The sequence below is a fragment of the Photobacterium sp. MCCC 1A19761 genome (assembly GCF_037389125.1).
Taxonomy (GTDB): domain Bacteria; phylum Pseudomonadota; class Gammaproteobacteria; order Enterobacterales; family Vibrionaceae; genus Photobacterium.
In genome coordinates, this window is the sequence record NZ_JAZGTF010000023.1 from 1 (window position 1) to 21,786 (window position 21,786).

19 protein-coding genes are annotated in these 21,786 nt (G+C 51.3%); 8 read left to right on the forward strand and 11 right to left on the reverse strand.

What is annotated here, in order from left to right; genetic code table 11:
- Positions 1-429 precede the first annotated feature (429 nt).
- Positions 430-753: a stress response translation initiation inhibitor YciH gene (gene yciH, locus VV869_RS18030; protein WP_337736303.1), complete on the reverse strand. Its 324-nt coding sequence runs from the start codon at positions 751-753 to the stop codon at positions 430-432.
- A gap of 119 nt (positions 754-872) precedes the next feature.
- Here yciH and VV869_RS18035 point away from each other — a divergent pair, with 119 nt between their 5' ends.
- Both VV869_RS18035 and VV869_RS18040 read left to right on the forward strand, forming a co-directional pair.
- Entirely contained in the window at positions 873-1,478 is a 606-nt protein-coding gene (locus VV869_RS18035; RefSeq protein ID WP_337736304.1) for an HAD family hydrolase, read from the forward strand.
- 98 nt (positions 1,479-1,576) lie between these two features.
- The gene (locus tag VV869_RS18040) at positions 1,577-2,092 is read left to right on the forward strand and encodes an ATP-dependent zinc protease family protein (protein ID WP_337736305.1); all 516 of its coding nucleotides are present in this window, start codon (positions 1,577-1,579) and stop codon (positions 2,090-2,092) included.
- 68 nt (positions 2,093-2,160) lie between these two features.
- Here VV869_RS18040 and VV869_RS18045 read toward each other — a convergent pair whose 3' ends face one another.
- Positions 2,161-2,523, reverse strand: coding sequence for a DUF3319 domain-containing protein (locus VV869_RS18045; RefSeq protein ID WP_337736306.1), 363 nt, complete (start codon positions 2,521-2,523; stop codon positions 2,161-2,163).
- Between the two features lie 251 nt (positions 2,524-2,774).
- On the opposite strand from VV869_RS18045, the gene VV869_RS18050 reads away from it, so the two are divergent.
- Positions 2,775-3,746 (forward strand): tyrosine-type recombinase/integrase, encoded by a 972-nt coding sequence (locus VV869_RS18050; protein WP_337736307.1) that lies wholly within the window; start codon positions 2,775-2,777, stop codon positions 3,744-3,746.
- A gap of 77 nt (positions 3,747-3,823) precedes the next feature.
- Here VV869_RS18050 and VV869_RS18055 read toward each other — a convergent pair whose 3' ends face one another.
- The 4 genes from VV869_RS18055 to VV869_RS18070 all read right to left on the reverse strand — a co-directional run bounded on the left by VV869_RS18055 (position 3,824) and on the right by VV869_RS18070 (position 6,662).
- On the reverse strand, positions 3,824-4,459 hold the full coding sequence (locus tag VV869_RS18055; RefSeq protein WP_337736308.1) for a putative adenosine monophosphate-protein transferase Fic: 636 nt from the start codon (positions 4,457-4,459) through the stop codon (positions 3,824-3,826).
- Positions 4,449-4,622 carry a YhfG family protein gene (locus VV869_RS18060; RefSeq protein ID WP_337736309.1) on the reverse strand — a complete coding sequence of 58 codons (174 nt, stop codon included), beginning with the start codon at positions 4,620-4,622 and terminating at the stop codon, positions 4,449-4,451. The genes VV869_RS18055 and VV869_RS18060 overlap by 11 nt, the downstream gene beginning before the upstream one ends.
- A gap of 88 nt (positions 4,623-4,710) precedes the next feature.
- Complete coding sequence (locus VV869_RS18065) at positions 4,711-5,703, reverse strand: D-alanine--D-alanine ligase (protein ID WP_337736310.1); 993 nt, start codon at positions 5,701-5,703, stop codon at positions 4,711-4,713.
- A 329-nt stretch (positions 5,704-6,032) separates the two neighbouring features.
- Complete coding sequence (locus VV869_RS18070) at positions 6,033-6,662, reverse strand: SPOR domain-containing protein (RefSeq protein WP_337736311.1); 630 nt, start codon at positions 6,660-6,662, stop codon at positions 6,033-6,035.
- A 288-nt stretch (positions 6,663-6,950) separates the two neighbouring features.
- Between VV869_RS18070 and VV869_RS18075 the strand changes: the two genes are divergently transcribed.
- Complete coding sequence (locus tag VV869_RS18075) at positions 6,951-9,644, forward strand: bifunctional acetate--CoA ligase family protein/GNAT family N-acetyltransferase (protein ID WP_337736312.1); 2,694 nt, start codon at positions 6,951-6,953, stop codon at positions 9,642-9,644.
- A gap of 53 nt (positions 9,645-9,697) precedes the next feature.
- On the opposite strand, the gene VV869_RS18080 is transcribed toward VV869_RS18075, so the two are convergent.
- The 3 genes from VV869_RS18080 to VV869_RS18090 form a co-directional block, all read right to left on the reverse strand.
- Complete coding sequence (locus VV869_RS18080; protein ID WP_337736313.1) at positions 9,698-10,606, reverse strand: LysR family transcriptional regulator; 909 nt, start codon at positions 10,604-10,606, stop codon at positions 9,698-9,700.
- Between the two features lie 197 nt (positions 10,607-10,803).
- Complete coding sequence (locus VV869_RS18085) at positions 10,804-11,526, reverse strand: hypothetical protein (RefSeq protein ID WP_337736314.1); 723 nt, start codon at positions 11,524-11,526, stop codon at positions 10,804-10,806.
- A gap of 363 nt (positions 11,527-11,889) precedes the next feature.
- Positions 11,890-13,167, reverse strand: coding sequence for an NRAMP family divalent metal transporter (locus tag VV869_RS18090; RefSeq protein ID WP_443147336.1), 1,278 nt, complete (start codon positions 13,165-13,167; stop codon positions 11,890-11,892).
- A 534-nt stretch (positions 13,168-13,701) separates the two neighbouring features.
- On the opposite strand from VV869_RS18090, the gene VV869_RS18095 reads away from it, so the two are divergent.
- The 4 genes from VV869_RS18095 to VV869_RS18110 all read left to right on the forward strand — a co-directional run bounded on the left by VV869_RS18095 (position 13,702) and on the right by VV869_RS18110 (position 18,960).
- Positions 13,702-17,283, forward strand: a complete 3,582-nt coding sequence (locus VV869_RS18095; protein WP_337736315.1) for an intermembrane phospholipid transport protein YdbH family protein — start codon at positions 13,702-13,704, stop codon at positions 17,281-17,283.
- A 49-nt stretch (positions 17,284-17,332) separates the two neighbouring features.
- Complete coding sequence (locus tag VV869_RS18100) at positions 17,333-17,542, forward strand: YnbE family lipoprotein (RefSeq protein WP_337736316.1); 210 nt, start codon at positions 17,333-17,335, stop codon at positions 17,540-17,542.
- 18 nt (positions 17,543-17,560) lie between these two features.
- Positions 17,561-17,884 carry a YdbL family protein gene (locus VV869_RS18105; RefSeq protein WP_337736317.1) on the forward strand — a complete coding sequence of 108 codons (324 nt, stop codon included), beginning with the start codon at positions 17,561-17,563 and terminating at the stop codon, positions 17,882-17,884.
- A gap of 131 nt (positions 17,885-18,015) precedes the next feature.
- On the forward strand, positions 18,016-18,960 hold the full coding sequence (locus tag VV869_RS18110) for a YeiH family protein (protein WP_337736431.1): 945 nt from the start codon (positions 18,016-18,018) through the stop codon (positions 18,958-18,960).
- Positions 18,961-19,178: 218 nt separating this feature from the next.
- On the opposite strand, the gene VV869_RS18115 is transcribed toward VV869_RS18110, so the two are convergent.
- A complete protein-coding gene (locus tag VV869_RS18115; RefSeq protein ID WP_337736318.1) occupies positions 19,179-19,385 on the reverse strand; it encodes a hypothetical protein in 207 nt (68 codons plus the stop codon).
- A gap of 242 nt (positions 19,386-19,627) precedes the next feature.
- Positions 19,628-21,670, reverse strand: a complete 2,043-nt coding sequence (locus VV869_RS18120) for a TonB-dependent receptor family protein (protein ID WP_443147338.1) — start codon at positions 21,668-21,670, stop codon at positions 19,628-19,630.
- Positions 21,671-21,786 lie beyond the last annotated feature (116 nt).

Genomic DNA, 21,786 nt, shown 5'->3' on the forward strand with positions numbered 1-21,786 from the left:
TCATCAGTCATGGTCAGCAACATCTCATTGACTCCAGATAACTCGCTAGAAAAGAGTGCTCTGAAGTTAGTTCAACATGACATTTCTAACTGGCTCAAACCTGACACTTCTAATTGGATCTTACAATTCAGTGCGCATTATATGGATTATGTTAAATAAGGTGTGCAGGAGAATGAAATCTGATAACTTTCCACATCCAATCCCATTCATTATCGCCTCTCCGCTTTGAGGTGCACTTGTCAAAAAAGGAAGCAATTTAACAGTATTCGCTATTTACCATAAAATAGGTAATTAACACCTATTTTTAAACCCTGCTGCAAATGGTCAGTTTGCCTGGCGTTTCAAAACTGGCTGTAATTACCAGAACGTCCAGAGCCTTCAGGTGCAGAAAAAGAAACAGCTTGAGTTGCCTCAAGCTGTTTGTATCGATTAGCCGCCTGCCAGTTTTACGGTATGGCCTTTTTTCTCCAGCGTGGCTTTAATCACATCTCGTTTGTCGCCCTGGATTTCGATCGTACCGTCTTTTACCGAGCCGCCACAGCCGCACACTTTTTTCAGCTCCGCAGCCAGTAACTTGAGTTGTGCATCTTCCAGATCCAAACCCGTGACAATGCAAACGCCTTTACCTTTGCGGCCTTTGGTCTGGCGCTGGATGCGAACAATACCGTCACCTTTGGGCCTCTCCGGCGCTTGTTTTTCTTCCTTGATTCGACCGGATTCAGTTGAAAATACTAAGCGGCTGTTATCATTCATTCGGATAAATCTCGTCTATTTTCTTGGATTTGTGACCCTGGTAGTAACTCTCAGGTTCCACCTTGCAGATCACCAGTCACCAAATATTATCAATAAATAGCCTTGAAACGGAAACAGATATGATTCGAAACGTAGTCTTCGACTTCGGCGGCGTGCTTTTTGAGTGGCGGCCACAGGCAATCGTTGAATCCTTCACCAGCTCTGCCGACGAACGGAGCCTTTTACTGAAAGATATTCTCCGTCATCCCGACTGGTTGTCGCTCGACCGCGGTACAATGCTGCTGGCCGAGAGCATCCCTAAATTTGCCGCCAGAACAGGTATTTCTGAAGACCGCATTGAAGATTTTCTTACCCATGTCGTAGATAGCTTAGTCAAAATCCAGGAAACTGAGGCCCTGTTATATCAAATCACTGACTATCATTATGCGGTTTATTACCTAACTAATATGAATCAGGCTTTTTTTGAAACCCTGAGTGAGCGCAATAGCTTCATGTCTTTGTTTCTTGGCGGGATTGTTTCTGCGAATGAGTTGATGGTGAAACCGGAGCCTGAAATTTTTCATCGTTTGAGCCAGCAATACAACCTGGTTCCGGGGGACACCCTGTTTATAGATGATACGCCTGTGAATATCGAAGTGGCCCAAGCCCTTGGATTTCAGACCATTTTGTTCACTCAAACGCCATCCTGTTTAGAGAGCATTCGAAAGATTCTGAATTTTAACTAGAATTTGATACGACCCCACGGACGATTGGTATAGTAAGCACAAACGCTCTGATTGTTTGTCTACAGTCATTCACAAGCAAGATGTAATTAGGAGTCTCTGTGAAAAAGCTTCTGCTAACCGCACTCTTCCTGTTCTCTGTCACTGATGCCGGCCTTGCTTTGGCGAAAGGTGCAGATTGCGCGAATCGTTCAATCGTTGGTCAGGTTGAGACGATTAAAGTTCATGAACTGGATTTGGATTACAAGGCGCGGATCGACACAGGTGCAAAGACCACATCAATCCATGCCATTGATCTCAAGGTCACGGGCGAAGATAGTGATAGCGACAATATGCGTGATCATTTAGGTGACATGGTTGAATTCACAACCTTCAATGAGAAAGGTGAAAAGGCGACATACAAAGCAAAAATCATCAAAGTCAGCAAGATACGTAATGCGCAAGGTGTTGAGCGCCGATATGCAGTCAAAATGGACTTAGGCTGGAATGGAGAACATAAGCGGGTTTCGGTGAACCTTCGGGATCGCGGGAAGCTGGAATATAAGCTGTTGATTGGCAGAAACTGGCTCAGCGAAGACTATCTGGTTGATGTCGATAAAAAAGATGAAGATGATTAATCGCCAAACTTTATCCCTCAACAACAAAACGCCCGACCTCCGGGCGTTTTGCATTTCGGCACCCTCACCTATTTATGCTGTTTCATCTTCTCAATCACAGCGTCCAGGTGTTTTTTCAGTGCTGCCGGGGAGCCTTTAAACAATCGCCCGCGTAGAATGACATACCATTCGTTCGGTCGGCCGTTGTCATTCATCAGTTTAAAGCCTCGATACTCTTCGACTTTCTGTTCAGCAGGCTGCTGCTTGAGGCCGGTACTGGCAAATTTTTCAGGTGGCATGAAGGTTTTCATATCACACCACCAATCAATACTTTTCTTGACCAGGGTCAGTTTGTTTTCAATAGGTTGGCCATTGATACTGGTCTTCCAGCCATCAGGGGCGCCTGTGGCGTTTTCAATATTATGCCCGCGATGGAATAGTCTTTTCTTCATTAACGCCTCTCAGCTACCTTGAGCTAAAAATTGTTCACAGCTTAAGCAAAATCAAGTACTTCGTGACCGAACAATTGTTGTTACAAAATAAATGTCATCCTTCACTCTATTGAAGCATTCTCCAGCCGATTTGTCTTGCTGATAAGTAGATAAAATTATGAATGATGTGATTCTTATAATATTTTTCTGTGGATTATTTTATTGTTGTGCTAGTTTTTTAGTTATAGTGCATTAGATAAGAAATGTAACCAATGGCAAAACGCATTCAGCCGATCGATGACCCAAACCAGTGCCAACACAGTATTGATCAATTCAGGTGCCCCATAGCATCGCTGGACCCTTGGCAATCGCTGACCCGAAACCAGTATGCGCGTAATACCTTAGTTGCCTTTAAAAACGATTGGCATAATTTCCTCAGCTTCTGTGCTGAACATCATGTGAGCCCACTCCCCGCCAAAGCCGATACAGTTCACCGCTATATCGAACAGATGGCTCGCCACCGGAAACTGGCCAGTTTAAAACGTTACATGGTCACGATATCGCTGGTTCACCGCTGTCATCAGTTACCAGATCCATGCGCACAAAGTGAAGTGCGCATGGCGATGCAAAAGCAGCAGCTTGAAAAGCATGATGACTATAAGAATGCCGCAGCCTTTCGGGATAGCCATTTACAACGGCTGCTCGACAAATTCGAGTGTTCAAGCAAGCTGAAAGATATTCGAGATGTCGCCATTTGGGCTGTTGCTTTTGAAGCGATGCTCAAGCGCAGTGAACTGGCTGCCCTCACGGTGGATACGCTTGATATTCAACCCAACGGGCTCATCATCATCGAAGTCAATGATACCCGCATCGCCCTCAGTTCCATCGCCTCGAAAGCGCTGCAACGCTGGCTCGTTGCCGGCATGCTCGCGGATGGATACGTGTTTCGTCGGATCGACCGCCATAGCAATCTGGGCGAGCTGCCGATGGATCATTCCTCAGTCTACCGGGTCTTTCGCCGGGCCAGTGATGAGTTGGGTTTATCCTCTAGCGCTCTGTTTTCAGGACAGTCCCCACGGGTTGGTGCTGCACAGGATTTAGCAGACTCCGGTGCATCGATCTCAGATATTCAGGAGCAAGGACGTTGGAAAAGTCCGGCGATGCCAGCGCAGTATGTCGGCCAGACGGACCGTCATGACCAGGAAATTGCGAAATATGTGAAACCTAAGCCCTGGGAGAAATAGTGTATTTTTGTGTGGGATGGATGGTGTTGGTTGTATGAAATAAAAAGTTATAGTGCATTAGTGTAGCAGTTAGCACCCTATTTCGGGCTGTCGGTCCAGTGTTCTCCTGGGCCATGACGAAAGTCAATCGGCACCGTGATCCGTTCAAAGAGTTTTTCGAGCGGCTTCAGCTCACCGAAATAGCCCATTTGATTGGCATCGACCCATTCTTTGAGATTGATGCCTTCCCAGCACACCTCGTAACCGGCATTAATGGCCAGAATTTCAAAAAATATCCGCTGCACCCGACCGTTCCCTTCACGAAACGGATGGATAATATTGAGTTCACAGTAATAATGCGCAATACGCGGAATGAAGTGCGGAAAGGAAAGCCCGCAGAGATAATCCTCGTCAGCCAGCTCCTGGAATAAACGCTCGGCTTCCCGTGTAATGTTCTGCATATGGCAGAACCGGGTTTGCCCTTTGGTGATGTCGACCTGGCGGATCTGACCGGCCCACGGGTAGAGGTCCTGAAACAAAGTGCGATGGATTTTCTGCAGATACGCCAGATTGAACAGGCCAAACTCAGGTTCAAAATGTTCGGCCCTGACTCGGGTAAAATCCCGCTCGGCGCGTTCCAGCTCATCTTCATCCCGGATGGATAACAGATTTTTCAGGACCTGGCTGTCGGGATAACAATCAGGGTCCTGTGTTACCCCATATTTATCTCGCATAGTGCTCTTTCAGTCTGGTGATTCTGGCGGCTTCAGGTATAGGATCAGAATCAGCATCCCCCCTGGTCGGCTCCACATCGAACCCTTCAAGTTGCAGGCTTGCCCGATAGTTGCGCGCGCGCAAAGCGATGAAACGTTCCCGTTTTTGCTTCTCTGACAGCATGTTCATCCTTTTTTGCATCTATAACCAGTATTACACTCACGCAAAGAATCGCCACACGCTGGAAGGTCCCTGACCTTCCAGCGACAAATTACACGGCTGCTGACTTGATGGCTTGTTCCAGAAAGACATGGAACTGATGGCCATGGTGCTTGAGCATCTGCGGGAACATCGAGATCGGCGTCATCCCTGGGAAGGTATTGATTTCATTCAGCAAGATTTCGTTATCTTCGCTCAGGAAGAAATCAATGCGTGACAGATCTTTCAGCTTCATCTGAACGAAGGCCTTCCGGGCATAGCCACGGATTTGCGCGACTTGCTCTTCCGTCAGCCCGCCGGCTTCAACAGAAGTTGTTGAATGACTATCCGAGCTGTATTTTTCTTCGTAGGTATAGAACTTGTCATCCGGGCAGCTAACTTCACCAGGCTTGGTGATCACCAGCTCATTGCCATACTCGTAGGCAGCAATTTCCAGTTCGCGAGGCTTAATCGCTTTTTCGACCAGCACCTGATCAGAAAACGTGAACGCCTGATTGATGGCCTCAGCCAGCTCAGTCGGCGTGGTCGCTTTATAGCATCCTACTGAGGAGCCCTGGCAGGCAGCCTTCACAAATACCTTCCCCCATTGCACCAGTGCCGCTTCGGCTTTGGCGTGAGATTCAGCATCGTTTTCACTCAGGAAAATGTATGGGGTATTGGGAATGTCTAACGCATCAAACCACAGCTTGGTGGTGATCTTGTTGAAACAGCTAGTGCTGGCCTGCGCGTCACAACCGAAATACGGCAGTTTGGCAATGGTCAGGAAAGACTGCAGGTCACCGGTTTCGCCCGGATAACCATGGATACAAGGGATCACATAGTTCACCTCAAGCTTTCCGGCTTCAGTTTGTAACGTGCGATCAAGGTTGAGCTGGCACGGCTTGCCCTGTTGATCAAACCAGCCGTCCTGCTTCATTTCAACACGAGTATACGAAATGCCCTCAAGCATTTGTAACTGCTGCTCCAGGAAGTTTGCTGAAATCAGAGAAATTTCGTGCTCGGCACCTCCGCCGCCACACAGTAATAATACGTGGATAGAGCTCATTATCATCCCTTGGTCTACATCACTGATAAACATTCGTTGATCAGTCGTCTTGATTATTGCAAAGCGCGCTGGCACACCCGGCACTCAATCGTCATGTCTTCGGCAATGGTAATCAAAAAAGCACTGAATGACAGCCAGGAATGCAGGTTATAACGAAAAATTTCAACAATTTGACATTTTATGGTTATTAAATCTGCAATGAGGGTTCAATGAACCTTACATTCGGGTTCATAAATTCTTTGAGTGATTGACCTTCAGCCCTTCCGACGGGTGACTGCAGCGGCTTCAGAAAGCAAAAAAGAGAGCTTTCGCTCTCTTTTTTATCGGACTTAGTTGAGTTTTGTCATCTTCGGCGTGGTCGATGATTTAATCTTGGCCAGGCTGCGGATGAAAGGACCATAGGCCTTCACATCGTTCGGTAAGTTCTTCAGGGCTTGCTCGGCCTGTTGGCGCGTTTCAAAATGCCCGTACAACAGCGTGTACCAAGGCAGCCCCTGAACTTGTTTCTGGTTCATCCAAACCGGTTGGTTCGACGGTAGTTTGTTCAGGTAAGGCTGAAAGCCTTTGTTATGGCTGAGCGCCAGTACCTGAATGGTGTAACCATCCGTTTTTTCCTGCGCGTAATGATACGTTGGTTTCTTCGCGGCGGCCGGTTTCGGCTCAGCTTTTACGGCAGGTTCAGCTTTCGCAATCATAGCCGGTTTTACGGTTTCAGGTTGGCTTGACGTCGGCTCTGGCGTTGCAACCAGCGTCGGAGATACCGGCTGATCGACAACAACGTTTTCTTCCAATGCGACTGCCGCTTGTTGATGTTTCGCCCCAGATGCCAACGAAAGCGACTGCAGCTGTTCAGCAGTGTAAATCTCTTCAGAGGATGCACTGACAATTTCAAGGGTTTCACTGTCTGATGCACACCCGGCTAATGCCGCGACAACGGCAAACACTGCAACTTTTTTCATTCTAACTCTGCCAAATAGTAAATCTGACTTCATTCTGCCGTTGCTCCTCCACGCAATCAAGAACAAGTTCAAGTAAAATCAATCACTATTCGCCATGTGTCACAGGATGTCCGGTATTCTGCCCGCTGGATGCGACCCTGCCCAAGCCTCAAAAGCTCGCCCCGCATGCCGCCTCACCTCCTGCACCCGATTGCTATGGATTGGATCACAGCACTTACACTTTAGTCAGAAACTCCGGAAGCGATCCGTTAAACTCTTGAAAAGCGTTTAAATCTCGCAGGTGATGCTATGGAAGGACTGGACAAACTGCTCAAGCCGAAATCAGTAACGGTTATCGGCGCTTCGGATAATCCCAACCGGGCCGGGAACATTGTGATCCGCAACCTCCTGGCCGGCAGCTTTCATGGCCCCATCATGCCGGTCACCCCGAAATACGATGCCGTGGCCGGGGTGCTGGCTTACCCGACCATCGACAGCTTGCCCAGAATTCCGGATTTGGCCATTGTCTGCACCAACGCACACCGCAATGTCGAGATCATCCGTCAGCTCGGCGAAAAAGGCGTCAAAGTTGCCATTGTTTTAGCGGCCGGCATGAACACAGTCTTTCCGGGCCAGAGCGACACAGAAGAAGACCGGATGTTTGCAACGGCCCGGAAGTACGGTATGCGCCTGGTCGGCCCGAACAGTATGGGATTGATCCTGCCCTGGCTGAACCTGAACGCTTCATTTTCTCCGGTGGCGGCCAATCAGGGTAAGATTGCTTTTATTTCCCAGTCTGCGGCGGTGTGTACCACCATCCTGGATTGGGCCAAGAACAAAAGCATCGGCTTTTCGACCTTCCTGTCGCTGGGCGATGCCTGCGATATCAATTTCGCCGAGTTGCTCGACTCTCTCTGCCGGGACAGCAAAACCGAAGCCATTCTGCTCTACGTCGATTCGATTAAAGATGCGCGCCGGTTCATGTCAGCCGCCCGAGCCGCGGCTCGCAACCGGCGGATCCTGGTGCTAAAAAGCGGCCGAACCCGGGCTGGCAGTGCGGCGGCCCATTTGCATACCGGTGGCGAAATCGGATTGGACGGCGTGTATGACGCCGCCATACGACGCGCCGGGATGCTGCGGGTGCATAATACCCACGAGCTCTTTGCCGCAGTTGAAACCCTGGCCCATTCAGTTCCGCTGCGGGGCGAACGACTGGCGATCCTGACCAATGGCGGCGGCCCGGCCGTGATGGCGGTCGATGCCATGGCCGAGCGCGGGGGAAAACTGGCGACCCTGAGCCAGGAAACCATCGAAAAATTATCCGAAGTATTGCCGGCATGTTGGTCTCAGGCCAACCCCATCGATATCATTGGCGATGCCGATATCAGCCGCTATGAGAAAGCCATTCGTATCCTGCTCGACAGTGATGACTTTGATGCCCTGCTGATCATGCATTCGCCTTCTGCGATTGCACCCGGCAATGAAGCCGCCAAACGGCTCACCCATGTCCTGCAGTCTCATCCCCGGACCAAGCGGTTCAATATTCTCACTAACTGGGCTGGTGAAAACGAAGCGGTTCGGTCGCGGCGTATTTTCACCGAAGCCGGATTTCCGGCCTACCGAACTCCGGAAAGCGCCGTCTCGGCCTTCATGCACCTGGTCGAATACCGACGCAACCAGAAGCAACTGATGGAAACACCGGTGTCCTACGGGGAAACAGACGCGAACCCGCGCCATGTTCACGATGTATTAAACCACCTGCTTGCCCAAGGGATTTCACATCTCGAAACTCACGAAGTCCGGCCGGTTCTGGAAAGTTACGGCTTTAGTACACTGCCGACCTGGATCGCGACCGATCCGGCTGAAGCAGCTCACATCGCCGAACAGATTGGCTATCCGGTTGCGGTCAAGCTGCGCTCTCCGGATATCCGCCACAAATCCGAAATTCACGGCGTCATGCTGCACCTGCGTACCGCAGCAGAAGTTGCCAACAGTGCACAGGCCATTTTGGATCGGGTGAGCCTCAATTACCCCAACGCCCGCATCGACGGCCTGCTGGTGCAGCGAATGGCCAGCCGATCCGGCGCGCAGGAGCTGCGCATCTCCGTGCACCACGACGCCGTTTTCGGCCCGGTGATCTTTATGGGAGAAGACGCCGGAGAATGGGATATCCACAAAGATGCCGCCGTGGCCCTGCCGCCGCTGAACATGGCATTGGCGCGCTATATGGTGATCAATGCCATCAAGACCGGCAAAGTGAAGCAGCGCAGTTTTCCGGAGCGCCTCGATATCCCGGCCCTGTGCCGGCTGCTGGTTAAAATATCTCAACTGGTGATCGACTGCCCGGAAATCGAGAGCTTCGACATCCACCCGCTACTGGCGGCCGGTGAAGAAATGACCGTGATCGATGCGTCTATGAGCATCAAGCCCTTCGACGGCGATAAACAAACCCGATTGGCAATTCGTCCGTACCCGAAAGAACATGAGCAACACGTTGCGTTAAAAGACGGTACGGATATCCTGCTGCGGCCGATTTTGCCGGAAGACGAACCGAAGCATAAAGCCTTCATCTCCAAAGTCTCGGTTGACGATCTCTATCGCCGTTTCTTTTCCGATGTCGGGGAATTTAACCACGAAGCGCTGGCCAATCTGACCCAAATTGATTACGACCGCGAAATGGCATTTGTCGCCACCCGGCAAGTCACTTTGCTGGATGGTCGGCAAGAAGAAGAGATCATTGGCGTGACACGGGCACTCTCGGATCCGGAAAATGAAGAAGCGGAATTTGCGATCCTGGTGCGATCGGACTTAAAAGGCGTTGGTCTGGGGCGGATCTTAATGACCAAAATTATTGACTACTGTCGCCAGCGGGGTCTGGAGCGCCTGACCGGCATGACGATGCCTTCAAACCGAGGCATGATCATGCTGGCGCAGAAAGTCGGCTTTAGCATCGATATTCAGATGGAAGACGGCATTGTTGAAATGATGCTGCCGCTGAAATAATTCCGCGACCCAACTGCGCCCGTTCAGCAATGATTGCTGAACGGGCGCAAACCTTATCCATTTGCCGGTTGATTCAGGCTGCCTTTCCACAAAGTTTCAATATGCTGGATACACCAGGTTTTGGCCTTCCCCATCCGGCTGCGATTCCAGGCCAGCACAATGTCCATTTCAACCACGGGATTGTTCCCAATAACCACCAGCTCACCGCGATTCATAGCCTCTTCAGCGTAGCAAACCGACATCGTGCCGATCCCCATGCCCGCTTTCAGGGCCACCAGCTTGTCATGCATAGAACTCACCGTCAGTAGCGGCTGATCATCGAGGATATTGTGGCTCAGCGGCGGCAGGTTCCGGGCCGTATCAGCGACGGCGATCCCGCGATATTGTTTTCTGACCGCCGGATCCAAAGGATCTTCATGCTGATGAATAGGATGATCCGGATGAGCCACCCACACCAAGTCCAATTTGCCAATCGGCTGAATCTTCACTTCCGGTGGTGCCACGCTGGGTGCCGGAGCAATCAACAGATCCGCACGATCCTGGGCCAACGCTTCCCAGCCCCCCGCCAGAATTTCCTCCTGAAAACGAAGGCGGGTTTTACTTTTCTTCCCCAGCCCCTCAACCAGGGACAACATGTGCTCTAACCGAATCAGGCCATCATAAGCAATGGTGATATCCAGCTCCCAGCCATGTGCCAGGGCGCTGGCATCAGATATCATTTCATCTGCCGCGGTCAGCAGCAGGCGTCCCCGCTCCAGGAGCAAGCGCCCGGCTTTGGTAAACGCCGCTTTATGGCCTGAGCGATCAAAAATCACCAGATCCAAATCCTGCTCCAGTTTCTGTACCTGGTAACTTAATGAAGACGGCGCACGCCCCAGCTCTTCTGAAGCCGCCGCAAAACTGCCACGACGTTCAATCGCATCCAGTACCAACAGCGCTTCAAACGATAATAATTTATTCACTTGTTCTCCCGGCTGACAAGCTCACGCAACGATGTCACTTTGTATCATAGAACAACGCGCTATTCCCATGAAAAAACACCATTTATCGTCAGTCTGCACACCGGGCATGGCAGCTAACATCACCTATGACACTTGCATATTGATTCAAACTTTCAGGTATTCACCCCGAGATTTTTCTGACTCGACCTTAATTCTATTCAAAAATATGAATGTTCTTGAGAAAGCGAACGATTTTGAGAAAGTACGGCAACAGTATCAGGAGCGGCATCGGGAGCAGCATGCTGACTGATGTTCACATCCCCCACGCCAATCTGGATCGCCACCGGGTGATTGCCCTGACCGGTATACCGTAAGGTCTCAGACACCAGCTGACGTTTTAACTTCACCCGAGCGCTATCCAGTCCCAGGACCTGGATTTCGCCGACCGCGACATCCGCATTAATCTGGCTAATCGTGACCGGATCCACAGCAAGCCAGGCCGCGCCGACGCCAATGTCTGCGGTAAAAGGCTGACTCAATGCACTGGCTTCAACATTGCCCACGCCCAGCCAAACGCTCAAAGCGAGAGATTTCGGCACGGTCACAGTCCACTGCTGCGACACATCCTCTTCGTCAATCGTCAGGTACAGCGTCTGCCCAACTACTTTATGCTCCAGAACCAAGTCATCTAAATCAGCCCCAAACCAACTGGAAGGATCCTCTTTCACGTTGACCTCATACATCACACTGTCACTTTCCGTACTCAAAATCGTGACATTTCCTGTCGGCACCTTGATCTTCAATTGGGTAATTTCCGTTTTGGCGTGTTGGGCGAGCATCGGCTGCGAACCGGAAAAATGGCGTTGCTCGGTTGCAGCAACCCATTGGGCAGAGAATGACAATGTGACCAGCAATAGACCAAGCGTTAGCCTTTTGTTCATAGCGTATCTTCCTTAATCCAGTGATTGAATCTTGATACGCAGCTCATTGCACTTCACATGCCAACTTTTATATTTAATTAATTCAATGATTTATAGATACGCTTTGTATCAGCATCATGTATTACGGTTAATTTCACCAATTGGTTGGTGAAGTTCGCCGCTCCCGACGCAGATGCCAGAAGCCTGATGCCAAATGCCAAATGCCAAATGCCAAAGCATCGGCCTCTGAGCGCACACTCGCCTGGCTTTGGCCCCAATACGACAAAGCCCCCGATTTTCGAGGGCTTTGATGTGAAGCTGTTCCGTTAGAAAGAACAGTAGGCTTTATTGCTCAGGCTCAGACTCAGACTCGGGCTCAGGCACTTACATCAGCCATTTCCACCAGACAAACACGGCCAGGAAACCGAACAGATAAGTCAGCCCAACCCAGGATAGCCACTTCATGGTCGGACTCCATTGCAGCGCTTTCGGCAGCGCCGTATTTGCCACCAGCAGATAATTCAGCAACGCAAATACCGGGGTGGTCATAAACGCCAGCACCATGGCAAAGTTCAGCATCGGCATCAGTGCAGAGCTGAAGAATAGGATAATCGCCAGCGCTGCTGCAGTCACAAACAGCATCCAGGCATTGTGATAGCCACGTTGATCGACCGGTTTCTTCTGGAGCAGCAATTGCGATTCCGCCAGGGCCCGCGAGTAACCATCAATCACCGTGATAGTACTGCCGAAAATACAAAAGAAAGCAATCACGGCAATCAGATAGCGAGACCACTCCCCGATTGTGGAGGCATACAGGCCGACCAGCTGATGGGAAAAGCCAATGCCGGAGCTTTTCAATTCCGTCCCCGAGCCATGCAGCACCAGTGCGCCCAACGCCAGGAACACCACTGCCAGGATCGCCGTCCCGATATAACCGACATTAAAATCCATCAGCGCCGATTGTGCCGTCACTTGCTGCGTTTTCTTCTGGCTCTTGAGCCACAGCGATGTCAGACAGGAAATTTCAATCGGTGCCGGCATCCAGCCCATCATAACCACGATAAAACCAATCGAAGCGATACTCCAGGGAGACGGCGCTTCAAAGTCCGCCGGAGCCACTCCGCCTTTCCCGGCAGCAATCACGACCGCCGACAGCGTGGCAATCACCAGCACCGCCATAATCGTTTTCGACAGCCCGTCCAGCGCTTTGTAGTGTCCGGCCAGCAGAATCGCCAGACAAGCAGCCGCCACAATGCCCGACAACACCGGCAGTGACAAGGTCACAGGTAAGAAGTAACCCAGCAAACTGGCACTAAACAGCAGTAGTGCCGCGGTATTGACGATACCGGAGATCAGACTCAGGCCGGTAAAAACCCACAGGTATCCGCGCCCCAGCCCGTCGTATCCCTGGATCAGGCTATTGCCCGTTCCCATGGTGTACTGGACGCCGGCGCGAAAAAATGGATATTTTAAAAGGTTCACCAGCAGGATGAGGCCGGCCAGTTGCCAGCCGTAAATCGCCCCGGCTTTTGTCGAGGCAACCAGATGAGAGCCGCCAACGGCTGCGGTTGCCATCATGATCCCCGGCCCCAACGACTGAATAAACTGCTTTATTTTCTGGCCCCGCATTGGCTGAGCCGGTGTGTTTGCTATGTCGGTCATAATCACTTCCTGATGATTTTTATTTTATGAAGTTGTTGTGTTGCTATGTTGGTGTTTGTGTGTTGGTGTTGCTGTGTTGAACCTTCCAATTTCTCGCAGCTTTCTGATGCTTTATCAACCCGGGATAATCGGACATTCAGCATCTATTGCTAGCCCGATTTAAATATGCAGTGTTTTCTATCAATACGAATTTAGCTGCCCTCTTATTTGTCGGGCAAATGAGGAGAAAAAAACAATAAAAAACATTGGCAGAGAGAATACCCGCCCCGCCTTCCATGCCCGGCAATAGCGGAATTGGGACTTTCCTGCCCCGCAGCCAGCAAACAGCCTGGCTAGGTGCTTCATTTTCACCACTTTTTCAGTTCCGGTTTATGCTTAAGACATGAGGTCATTTTTTATCCCAACCTGAAGAGTCTTTGAGCTGCCGTATTCATGAGTGAAGACCAATCATTACCGCCGAAGACTCCCGTCACCGGCAAAGCCAGAAAAAAATACAGCCGAAAAACGAAGCTGTTTATATATGGCTTGTTTTTGATGCTTGGGCTCATTGTGATTCCGGCGCTGTTCCTGCCCCCCTGGCTGGCCAGTAAAGGGATCGAGATTAATGCCGTTTCAGGCATTAGTCTGAATGCGCAGGGGCTGGCGATTCAAGAAGTGTCGATTGCGATTCAGGGCAACCAGCTGACGTTTCATCAACTCTCTCTGGCGCACTTTGTTGAACAGGAAAGCGCCATCTCCAAGGTCTCCTGGCGTCTGTTTGCCGCCCGAAGCACTGTCCGGCTGGCACCGAGTGTGCTTCGCCCCTTAGCTGAGCAAGGGATCCGGATGGGGAACCTGACCCTGACCAATACCGCTTTTCATTTTATTCATCTTTCCAAACCCTATCTGTTCAGTGCGCATGCCGAGCAGATAAAAACCACGCTGACCTCGACTCCCTTGCCGACACACCAGATCGCCCCCGGTGCTGAGACGCTTCAAACTGAAACGCAAGGGCCGAATACGCAAAGACCTGATAAAGAAAACTCTGATAAGCAAAGCTCCGAAAAACAAAGCTCTGATAAACAAGGATCTGAAAAACAAACGGCTGAGATACAAACAATCACGCAGCAGCTCCGTCAGGTCGATCTGGTCCTTTCAACCCAGCCCAAGCCGGTTCTGAGTGGCTTTATCGGCCAGGGGAATTTGGCCATGGCAATCCCCGGCGATCTAAACCGCACTGTGTATCCGTTTCAGTTCAATCATGCCAATTTCTCACTGAGCTGGCTGACCCCACAAATCCCGCTGTCAGTACACATCCGCCAGCTCACACCGCAATGGCCGACGGCGATCCCGGCGTTTCCCCAGGTCGGAACCAACCTGTCTCTATCCATGAGCCTCAGCCAACCTGGTGACACGGTCACGTTTAGTGCAACACAGTTGCATCTCGACCAGCCGGCTTTGCTCCCCCAATTTGCGCCTCAGCCACAGCCCGATTCGCCGGCCTTGCACCTGGGGGCTTTGTTGAGCCGCCTGAACGAGTCTCCGGTTCGTCAAATCAATATCGACGATTTTCGCCTTGGCAACTGGCTCAGTCAGGCACAGCTGCACCTGAACCTCCCCGATGCGCAACACCTTGAACAAGCGCCACAAGACAAGCTGAACGCCCCCGTGACCGAGCGTGTAACAGACAAGACTCCTGAAATAGCGAATACTCCAGTAACCGAGTCTCCCCGCCCGGAGCCTTCGTCTCAGCCTCAAAATCAGCATCAGCCTCTGCTTCAGATCATTGGCAAAGTGCTGGCTCCCACGCCCTTGGATATCACGCTCACACTCAGTACTGACGAGCACTCGGAGAGCCTGTTGCAGGCCGAGCTGTCTGATGAGCGTTCCCATCTGGCCTGTGAGGCCCGTGTGCAAACCACGCTGCCGCTCCCCACATCGCTTCAGTGTCAGGCCAAACTCGAGGATACCCGGCACCTGAACCAAAACCTGCAACTCACCGGATTGCCGCACGCCAAACTGAATCAACCCATGACGTTAACACTGACCCAGTTACAGCCCCCAACGCTGACAAACGACGTTATCAGCGATGCTAGTTATCAGCTCCGACTCAGTTGGCCGAAGCAACTGGACATCCAGTTAGGGAAATTTGCCCTTCAACTTCCCTGGGTGATACCACCGCCCGAGGGAAACCAAGCTGATGCACCACACATCCCACCCGGCCAGCCGATCCGGGTCCGGCAACTCGCGCTCAACAGTGCCGGTGAACTGCAGCTGACGGCCCGTTATCAGGATCGGCAATTGGCCATCAACATAGCTGAGATGACCGCGCCGATAACGCTCAGCCACCATCAGCTTGGGCAGGCCACGTTATCGCTGCGCCAGATCGACTGTTCTTCCCGGTTTGACGCATCTTCGTCACCAACGCCACTGAACGCCGCTCTTGATACGCTACAGTGTCACGCAGAAAGCCGTCTCCAGGCCAGCACCAACCCCTTGTCGCCTCAACATGCGGTCACACTCGGCACCACCAAATTATCCAGCGAGCTTGCGATGCAGTGGGAAAATCACGCGCTCTCTTTGCAACTGCGGAATAATCAGCTGCAAACCGACACCATACAGATCCTACCCGGGGTCGAGTCCTCTCCATTACCTGCCGCTTTCGTCCGGGCCCAGGCTGACGACCTGACACTGAAAAATGACGAGCTCAGGGTTAAACTGGCTTGGCCGCCCTCGACGGCACCTGCCGCGACCCCATCCGTCAAAGCTGTCGTCAAAGCTGTGCCCGAACGCGGGCCAACACTCACGCTCACCACCGGAGCACCAGTCCTGTTCAACGCCGACTATGCGGCCGAGAAACTGATTGGTGATCCTCAAACCAAGACCACCAAGAAAAAAAGCCGACTGCCCGTTCAGAAATATCGGGGGGATGCCGAGCTCAGTTTTCAAACGTTAACGCTCCAGACCCCGTTATCATTCAAGACTGAGGACAGCCGCACTGAGTTCACCGGGGATTACCAGGCGCAGCTCAACTTTCAGCAAAATAATCAGCGCTTCCCGCCTTTTCTAAGCCACGGCCGCCTGCAACTTCAACCGGATCAGGCACGCTTATCCGGCACACTGACCAATGCCCGGCAAACGCCGCTGATGCAGTTTTCGCTGACGTCTCAGCTTCAGAGCAAACGGACGCACATTCAGTTACAACGTCGCGATCTTCGTTTTTCTCACCGGCAATCCCTCAAGGAGCATTACTTACCTTTACTGCCGCTCAATTCCGACCTGACCAGTGGCAGCCTCAGTTTTTTTGCCGATTTATACCTGCATGACCAGGAATTGCGCGGTGAAGCGGGCCTCTTCACAGAGCACCTTCAAGGGCACATCGAGGGGTTTCATTTTGCGGACTTCAACACATCGCTGACCACGGAAATCACGCCGAACGGAATACGCTCCAAGTTTCCGCTCAGTATCCGCACCGAATATCTTCATGCCGGATTGTTACTGGAAGATATTGTCGCCCAAGCCGAATTTGATACCGGCCTTCATCAGTACGCCCTGCATCGGGCCAGCACCCGGACGCTGGGAGGCACCATCAGCACCCGGAATGTCAGCAGCCGCGACCTGCGCAATATTGACCGCATCCCCATTCAGATCCAGCACTTGGATCTGAATACGCTCGTCGAAATGCTGGCCGTCGACAACCTTGAGCTCTCCGGAATCCTGGATGGCACGCTGCCCCTGTCGATTCAGGATGGGCTGCCGGTGATTCAGAACGGACGCCTGCACTCCCGGTATCCCGGCGGCGTCCTCAGGTATCAACCCGACGCTGCTGCCGATCAGACAACGCAGGCTGAGGCCAACGATAGCAATGTTGCAAGCGGAAGTTTGAGCAGAATTAGTCAGATTCTCAAAAATTATAAATTCGACGCTCTGGCCGTTGATGTAGACTATTCTAAAGAAGGTAAATTAAAAGCCAGTTCACGGTTTAAAGGGGCCAACCCGGACTTTCAATCGGGTCAGCCTGTTTATATCAACCTGAACATAGAAGACGATATTCCAGCGCTAATAAGAACTATGAATGCAATTAATTCATCTAAGCTGGAGAGTCAATTTTTAAAGCAGCTTGGTGTAGATGAGTAGCAGTTATTGCGCTTTTTTTTAAGATGAAGGCTAAGAATGGTCGTCGCTCATGGATATTCAGCTTAAACTAACCAGCATACTCGCACTCCTTGCTATGATAGCAATGTTGAGCGTGTTACCTGCCTGCACCCCGACCGTCCAGGTCACCGCCTCAGATAAACCCATCGAAGTTAATTTGAATGTTAAAATTGAACATGAGATCCGCATTAAAGTTGATAAGGAAATCGATGATTTATTCAGTGACGACGAAGTATTCTGAGTTGGCAGGGAGATTGCCATGAAAAAGATCCTGATCTTTTTTTTCGCACTTTGTTTTTCTGTCAGTGCCTTTGCCCTGGATCTCCAGCAGGCAAAAGATCAAGGTTTGGTGGGTGAAGCCAACACGGGCTATATTGCCCCTGTTACAGCGGCAACAACCTCTGAAGTCAGACAACTGGTGGCCTCCGTTAACCAAATCCGCAAAGCCAATTATCAGCGCATTGCGGTCTCCAACGGCCTGACCACCGAAGAAGTCGGCAGGCTGGCTTACCAAAAAGCTGTGCAAAAAACCGATCCGGGACACTATTACCAGAACGCCGCCGGAACTTGGGTCAGGAAATAGCCCAAATACGGCCTCCTGCAAGTGTTCAATTTTGCTTAACCCTGCCTTCAAAACATTTCAATCTATCTAACGTGATTTTCTTCGTATAATGCGCACACAGTTTTCTTTCCCCCATGGTGCATTCGCGAATGATGTCGCTTTATCAAACTTTTAAAAGCTCACGGGCTGCTGATTACAGCTTTTATCTGATTGCCTTGGTCTGCCTGTTGCCCATCATCAGCTCGCCTGTCGCCCTGATCCTGGGATTTATTCTTGCCAGCCTCGGCCTAGTTCCGACACAGTTCAACCTGGCCGCCCTGACCAAAAAGTTACTGTCTTACTCCATTATCGGCCTGGGATTCGGCATTCATCTCGATCAAGCGATTGAAGCCAGCCAACAAGGCCTCGGATTAGTGGTGGGTTCGATTTTCTGCACACTCGGTATCGGCTACCTGCTGACCAAGCTGCTACGAATTGAAAAGAAAACCGGGCACCTGATTGCCGCCGGAACCGCCATTTGCGGCGGGAGTGCCATCGCCGCCGTCGCACCGGCGATCAATGCCCGCGATGATCAAACCTCGCTGGCGCTGGCAACGGTTTTCGTGCTGAACTCGGTTGCGCTGTTTCTTTTCCCGGCCCTCGGACATCTGATGGAAATGAGCCAGCACGCCTTCGGCACCTGGGCTGCGATCGCCATTCACGATACCTCATCGGTGGTTGGCGCTGCCGGTGCCTATGGCGATGAAGCTCTTAAAACCGCCACGACACTGAAGCTGGCCCGGGCGCTGTGGATCATTCCCATCGCTTTTCTCAGCGCACTACTGTTTAAAGGTGACAGTAAAAAAATCGGCATTCCGTTTTTCATTGTATTTTACTGCGCTGCCATCCTGTTCGCGCACTGGGTACCAGACCTGCAACCGCTGTACGATCAGATCTTCATGGTTTCAAAACGGGTGCTGGTGGTGTGTTTGTTCCTGATCGGTTCCGGGATTACGGTACAAAAACTACGGGCCGCCGGATTCCAGCCGCTCCTGTTGGGGATCGTGCTGTGGCTGATCATCGGCCTCGGCTCACTGGCATACATCCAGTTCTTCTGATGCTGCGTTTTCATCGGCATCGGTTTCTTCATCAACATCGACTCCGTTGGATCGGCACCCATCAAAAAAGCGAGTGGTGATTACCACTCGCTTTTTTGATAGCTTCATCTGGGATAACTTCATCTGGCCGTGCGCTCAGGTCTATACAATCAAGACCATGAGTATCAACGCTGGACACTCAGCTCCAGACGTACAGTTCCGGGCCTTCACTGTGTGAATTACGGAGCAATATCGATTTTGTCCTGCGACGTACCAACGTCATCCCGTGATGGGGTTGTGCCTTTGGTTTGCGTCATCGCCCGACGCGCAACCGCATACAACAGCAGCAAAAAAGCGGCCAAATCAGCCAATGCACTGACTAGCCCGGAGGTCATTACGGACACGACTACAAGCATCAGCACGGCTGCAATCCATTTTCCCATCATTTCTTTCCCAGCCCGGCTCGGGCAATACCTTCTCTCTAAGGGTTATTATCGAAAATCCGACTCGGGAAAGAAAAATACCCATTCTCTCTATGAAATAGGATTTGGTTATAAAGAGGAATAATTTAGCTAAAATTATTCATAAGAAAGACGCTATCACGCGCCTGCACCATGGGCGCAGCAAACAGGTGTGATGAAAAAAGCCCCTTCCATCACGATAAAAGGGGCTGGTGATTCAGTCAGATTCAGAAGGTGTAGTTCAGATCCAGACTATAGGAGCGTCCCGGGGCCGGATAGCGCCCGACCGGACTGACATCAATCCCGCGGAAATAGTATGCTTTATCGAACAGGTTGTTCATGGTCAGGTTGACCCTTAGCGTCCCGGTATCGTTGGCGATCACGTCTTTACCTACATTCAAATTCCACACGGTATAGCTCGGGATCAAACCATTCGCCCCGCGGGCATCTTCCTCTGTCGTGTTCGCGTTGTCACTGAAGGCATCACTGAAGTACAGTCCCGACAGCGTTGTTTCGTAGCCACGGAGATCATAGCTGGCATCCCAGATGACCTGATGCTTTGAGGTATAAGGCAAGCGGTTTCCCGCAAATTTCCCTTCACGCTGTTCAGCATCCAGATAGTTATACGCCAGATGCAACGACAGCTCCGGCAACGCACTTGGCGAATAACTGCCTTCTACTTCGAGTCCCTGGTGACGCGTTTCCCCGATATTATCAAACGACTGTTCACCACTATTCCATTGCAGCTGATCTTCAAAGTCGATGCGATAGAGTGCAATGTTGAAGGTCGACTCTTCACCGGTGAAACGGGTGCCTAGCTCATAGTTCCACGCCAGCTCCATGCCTTCTTCGCCTTTGCCACGAATATAGGCAATCTGCGGCGCCCGCAATGAACGCTGACCATTGGCATAGCCAACCCACTCTTCGGTGAGGTGGTAAGCCAGGGTCAGGCCCGGCAACAGTTCACTGACCTGATTATCGTCGCTCGTGTTTTTGCCTAGATCATGAAACTGCATATCAATGGATTCATAGCGCAGTCCTGGGGTCAGCTTCAGCCTATCCTGCATCAAGCCGATTTCATTACTGATGTATGCAGCCCACGCATCGGTTTTCAGCTGCCAGTTACGCGGGGTCGTCGTACTGCCATCGGCAATCGACGTCTGCGTTAAGCGATAATCAATGTCTTCATGGACGAAGCGGGTTCCGATAATCCAGTTTTGGCTGACTTCATTGCCGGCAAGATAGAAATTGATCTTCGGTTCGACGCCATACACATCAAAGTTACGCGGTGAAGTTCGGATGTGGGTCGACTCAATTCCCGGATCAGCCCAGTGCCCGGCACCGCTGTTGAACCCCCAGATAAAGTTACGCTCAGCATGGTGACCAAACAGCAAGACTTCCGCTTCGGCCAGGTCGGCAAACGACAAGGATGACAGGTCACGGGTATAACGGAGATGCCATCGAGTCGTTTCGGCATCAAAGAAATCATACGGACGAGTCGACTGATGACGATCGGCCTGATAGTCCGCCGGTGTTAAAGCACCGGGCATGTCCGTTTCCGCATCATAGTGCTGCACAAAAGCCTGCACCGATTGCAGGTCATCAACAAACCACTCGACTTTCACCTGGAAATTCTGAACATCCGTCTCCGTATGTTCACGGAAACTATCGCCGTTCAGGAAGTTGCCTTCTAACTGAATTGCAAACTGCTCCGATACCTGACCACCGGTGCGCAGGTAGAAATCATTGAGCGGGGTGTCGCCGCCTTCAAACACGGTGAGTTTATTGCCGATCTCTGTTTCCCAGTCCCGGGGGATTGGCTTGGTCACCAGGTTGATCACCCCACCCACGTTATTGGGACCATATTGTACGGCGGCACCGCCGCGCACCACATCAATCCGATCTAATGTGCTCAGGGTGGACGGGAAAATCGACTGGCCAGTATGACCGTATGGTGCCAGGGTCATCGGCACACCATCCATCAAAAACTGCGCATGCCCGCTTCGGCTGGCTTTCAGGCCCCGGACGGAAATGTTCGGAAGCACCCCAGTTCCGGTTTCATCCTGAATTTTAATCCCGGGAACCCGCTGCAACGCACCGTCGATCGATAAGGTTCCCGACTTTTTGATTTCATCCTGGGTTAACACAGTCCTGTTCCCCGGATAATCTCTCACTTCTTCGAGACTAGATGTACCAATCACGCTCCCAGTGATCACCATCACCTCATCGGCTGACAGGGATTCCGTTGCTTGAGCATTCAGAGCCAACAAAACCGACCCTGCAAGGAACGAATATTTCACTGGGCGATGGGACGCCGTCTGATTTTTATTCAACACGCTTTCATCCTATTTACGTCTTTCATGTTAATGCCAGACACTCGCATATT

Coding starts and splice junctions, on each gene's coding strand:
- yciH (WP_337736303.1), bottom strand. CDS start 753: ATGAATGATAACAGCCGCTTAGTATTTTCAACTGAATCCGGTCGAATC.
- VV869_RS18035 (WP_337736304.1), top strand. CDS start 873: ATGATTCGAAACGTAGTCTTCGACTTCGGCGGCGTGCTTTTTGAGTGG.
- VV869_RS18045 (WP_337736306.1), bottom strand. CDS start 2,523: ATGAAGAAAAGACTATTCCATCGCGGGCATAATATTGAAAACGCCACA.
- VV869_RS18050 (WP_337736307.1), top strand. CDS start 2,775: ATGGCAAAACGCATTCAGCCGATCGATGACCCAAACCAGTGCCAACAC.
- VV869_RS18055 (WP_337736308.1), bottom strand. CDS start 4,459: ATGCGAGATAAATATGGGGTAACACAGGACCCTGATTGTTATCCCGAC.
- VV869_RS18060 (WP_337736309.1), bottom strand. CDS start 4,622: ATGCTGTCAGAGAAGCAAAAACGGGAACGTTTCATCGCTTTGCGCGCG.
- VV869_RS18065 (WP_337736310.1), bottom strand. CDS start 5,703: ATGAGCTCTATCCACGTATTATTACTGTGTGGCGGCGGAGGTGCCGAG.
- VV869_RS18070 (WP_337736311.1), bottom strand. CDS start 6,662: ATGAAAAAAGTTGCAGTGTTTGCCGTTGTCGCGGCATTAGCCGGGTGT.
- VV869_RS18075 (WP_337736312.1), top strand. CDS start 6,951: ATGGAAGGACTGGACAAACTGCTCAAGCCGAAATCAGTAACGGTTATC.
- VV869_RS18085 (WP_337736314.1), bottom strand. CDS start 11,526: ATGAACAAAAGGCTAACGCTTGGTCTATTGCTGGTCACATTGTCATTC.
- VV869_RS18090 (WP_443147336.1), bottom strand. CDS start 13,167: ATGACCGACATAGCAAACACACCGGCTCAGCCAATGCGGGGCCAGAAA.
- VV869_RS18095 (WP_337736315.1), top strand. CDS start 13,702: ATGCTTGGGCTCATTGTGATTCCGGCGCTGTTCCTGCCCCCCTGGCTG.
- VV869_RS18100 (WP_337736316.1), top strand. CDS start 17,333: ATGGATATTCAGCTTAAACTAACCAGCATACTCGCACTCCTTGCTATG.
- VV869_RS18105 (WP_337736317.1), top strand. CDS start 17,561: ATGAAAAAGATCCTGATCTTTTTTTTCGCACTTTGTTTTTCTGTCAGT.
- VV869_RS18110 (WP_337736431.1), top strand. CDS start 18,016: ATGTCGCTTTATCAAACTTTTAAAAGCTCACGGGCTGCTGATTACAGC.
- VV869_RS18115 (WP_337736318.1), bottom strand. CDS start 19,385: ATGATGGGAAAATGGATTGCAGCCGTGCTGATGCTTGTAGTCGTGTCC.